This is a genomic window from Streptococcus danieliae (genome assembly GCF_009767945.1).
Taxonomy (GTDB): domain Bacteria; phylum Bacillota; class Bacilli; order Lactobacillales; family Streptococcaceae; genus Streptococcus; species Streptococcus danieliae.
On sequence record NZ_WSRS01000119.1, the window covers coordinates 1 to 3,586 of the forward strand.

A 3,586-nucleotide genomic window follows, 5' to 3' on the forward strand; every position below is an offset into this window, starting at 1 on the left:
TCCTTACAATTCCTTGTCCGATTAATACACACATTCAAACTCTGCTTTGGAGTTTACACAAAATTCTTGACACACCCATAAATAAATCATTCATTTTCAAATCCGAATCTTGATATTCATCTATAAAAATCATTTTATATTTTGAAGCCAGGTATTCTCTACATGCTTGACTATTTTCCAAGATAAAAAAAGCTAATTCAAACTTGAAGTTCTTATTATTATCCGAATATTTACTTAATTTTTTATTAACGATTAGATTGGTTAAAAGCTGTCCATAAGTCGCAAATTGGGTATTCGAATAATCATTTATGAAATCAGATAGGTCAACTTTACTAAAATCCACCTTTGTTTCATCAAGTCCAGATAAACATAAATCTCCAAAATTTGGATTCATCAACCTATGAGCATCATTAATAAAAGGTCTTATAATCTCCTGCTCTACAAAACCATCGTTTGTTATGACCAAAAAGGATTTCTCACCGCCAAGTTCATGATACTTATTTCTTATTTCTTGTGTTGCTTTTCGAGTAAAGGTTGTTGCTACAACAGTTTTGTGATTCGTTATATCTTCAAGTACACTCTTAATTTTTTGAACCATCATTGTCGTTTTACCAGAACCAGCACTAGCTCTGACAACAAGACTACCATCATGACCTAAAATTTCATCTCGAATGTGTTGATCCGCTATTTTCATCATAACTCTCCGGTGAGTTTCTTTAAACATTCAAACAAATCATGATTATAAATTTTTTCACAATCCTTCATTTTCAAAAAATCACAAAGCTTAAGCATGCGTAGCATTTTTTTCTTTTGTAAATAAGATACAGCATCCCCCTTCTGCCTACGCCATACATTTAATTCTTGATACAGAACTTCGTTTAAATCATTTTCTAAATCTATTTTTGATAAAAAAATATTGTTCTGTCTCAAAGTCTTGATATCTTGAGTTTTTGCATAATTAGTAATTTTCCAAAGATTAATCTGTTCCGCTCTATTTCCTTTTTCATACGGAATATAGATGAATCCTTGGTTACCTAATTTCTCCCAATTTACCCAATCATCCATTAAACTTGCACACCTATTATATCCGATATACTCAAACAGTTGACTTTCCCCCATTACTGTTTCCCTAAGATCATTATCCGTTCTAACAATACAGCTTATTCCAAGACTAGTTAATGTTTTAAAATAAGGTTTAAATTTAATTCCTTCAACTTGTAAAATATAACCACCTTCTAATTCATAATTAGGAAAAACTTCCGATAATACCTTTTCAAATAATACTTTTTCAGATGGTCCCTCAATCAATAAGACTCTATCTGAAAATAGAGCAGTGGTCAGCGATTCATTTAGCTCCCTTTTTAATTTCGAAAAATCATTGCTAACTCTATATAAGTGTGATTTAGCAATAACTTTATCTTCATTACTTAGCCTTATCAAGGTCGCTTTGTCCATTTCATACAACATCTCAGAAGAATGTGTAGACATCACAAAATAATCATATATTTCTTGATTAAACAATTGTTTAGATAGAGAAATTTGCATTGAGCGGTGCAAACTATTTTCAGGTTCTTCTATTAAAAATATTGAAATCGCTTTATTACTATTAAATTCTTTAGTGAGATGATTTAACAGTGAGTAGGCAAGCATTTTTTTACGTCCATCTCCCGAAGTTGGATATAACCTACCATTCGTATCTGTGTTTTTAACAATGTATGGCTGTAAATCATTAAATACACCATTTATCACTATCTCTGAACGTAAAACAATAGAAATATCTTCACTCTTTAAACCTTTATATTCATTTGTTAATATGTTTTGAAAATCACTCACGCTATCCATAGACGCAATTTTCTCATTGATTTGCTCTGCCAAACTATCAATATCCTCTAGTACTTGACCATCTGATTGTGTCTTTGTTCTACTAAAAATCCTCTTTCGATTCGTAACAAAAATTTTATCTAAATCAATAAGAGGATCTATATAGACTACGTGAAATAATTTATCCAATTCATAAAAAGTCCCATTCCTCGGTACCTCGTGTAATTCTTCCTTTACATTCCCCCAAAATAATACAGGATTACCAAAAAAATCATCTTCATCAAATTCAGCCCTTACTTTTATAAATACTGTATCTAAATTTCTAGCATCTCTCACCTTACCCATTTTAGAAATAATATTTTGAGAATCTAGGTCTGACACATGATCTGTAATATCAATTTCCAAACAAATCTCTATTTCACGATTGATATCTTTTTGAAAAAAATCAGTTTCCTGAAAGCCTTTATCTCGGATCTTCCTATCCAAAAGAAATCTAAATGCATGTAGTAAATTGGTTTTACCAACATCATTCATTCCAAAGACAACATTTTTATTGGATAACTCAATAGAAATATCTTCAAAATTTCTAAAATTTTTGATTGAGAGAGTCTTTAACTTCATAAAATGCCTTTCTAACTATACAGGATAGCAAGTCGAGAACAATACCAGGATACTCTATGAAAACCTAACACCGTAATAAAAGATAAATCAAAAAAATCTAGCTACCTACACTTTTACCTGACCATTCATCAGCATTGGTAGCAACCAATCACGCAATTGAATAAGTTCTTGGTTTTGAAATTTATTCTTTAAAATGGTTTCCATAGTAGGCATATAAAAGTCTATGAATCGATTAACTACCTCGCTATTAAACGGTGAGGCTATGCTGTTAACATCGTTAATTGTAATATACTTAATAATAGATCCATTTGATCCTTTTCTCAATTTCTCAACAGACTGCAAACAAGCTAGATACATAAAAATCAACATTTCATCATCATCACTTTGAATAACATAAGTTCGTTGATAAGCCTCAAACTTTCCATCAGTAAAATTCACATAGAAATTACCATTTCCAGCAATTAAAATTGCTTTACCTTCAAAAGAAAACTCATTTGCTTTTATAGGCTTATCTGCAGTCGTCCAAAAATCATACTCCCCATTTTCAGTTCCAAAGTTAGCATCACGTTTTCCTGTGACAACTTTAAAACTATTCAACTTCTCCACTCCCCATCCTTCTGGAATCTCCCGATTCAACTCTTCGTTATAGACCATCTTACCACCAGAGGACTTATAGGGTCGACCCTTTTCATCAGGAAAATCAAACTGGACAAACCAATAGTCATAAAGCATTTTGGCCATAGCTTCTAATTCTTGATTGATTTGGTTATTAATCAAAATTTTATTATCTATACTTGATAATAATCTAACAATTTTATCCTGATATCCTTTGTCAGGAACTCTAATCCTCATCTTTGTCAAATAATCGGTTCTATAATAAGTTGTGTGGAAAGCTTGCTCTCCATGCAACTTTTTTTGTAATTCAGAGTGCAAAAAAAAGCAATTCCTAGTAAACTGATAAGTGAAAAAAAACATCAGAATAGGAATTGCTTCATATGGACTATGTTACTCAAAAATTACTCGGAATTCAAGACCTAAACATCACTTTCAAAGAAGACTGGCTTATTTATCGTAAAGATAGACGCAATCGTATGGCTCAAATCATCGAAGGCTCCTTAGAGAAACGCCCAAGTCATTGTCCCTC

2 protein-coding genes and 1 pseudogene are annotated in these 3,586 nt (G+C 31.6%); all 3 read right to left on the minus strand.

All coding sequences use genetic code 11. From position 1 onward, the window contains the following. Window positions 1–34: 34 nt before the first annotated feature. On the minus strand, window positions 35–694 hold the full coding sequence (locus E5983_RS08730; protein ID WP_160333452.1) for a UvrD-helicase domain-containing protein: 660 nt from the start codon (window positions 692–694) through the stop codon (window positions 35–37). Continuing rightward, window positions 694–2,442 (minus strand): ATP-dependent nuclease, encoded by a 1,749-nt coding sequence (locus E5983_RS08735; RefSeq protein ID WP_160333453.1) that lies wholly within the window; start codon window positions 2,440–2,442, stop codon window positions 694–696. Before E5983_RS08735 ends, E5983_RS08730 begins: the two co-directional genes overlap by 1 nt. 321 nt (window positions 2,443–2,763) lie before the next feature. Next, window positions 2,764–3,408: pseudogene (locus E5983_RS09900) on the minus strand (restriction endonuclease subunit S); the annotation flags it as partial. Window positions 3,409–3,586 lie beyond the last annotated feature (178 nt).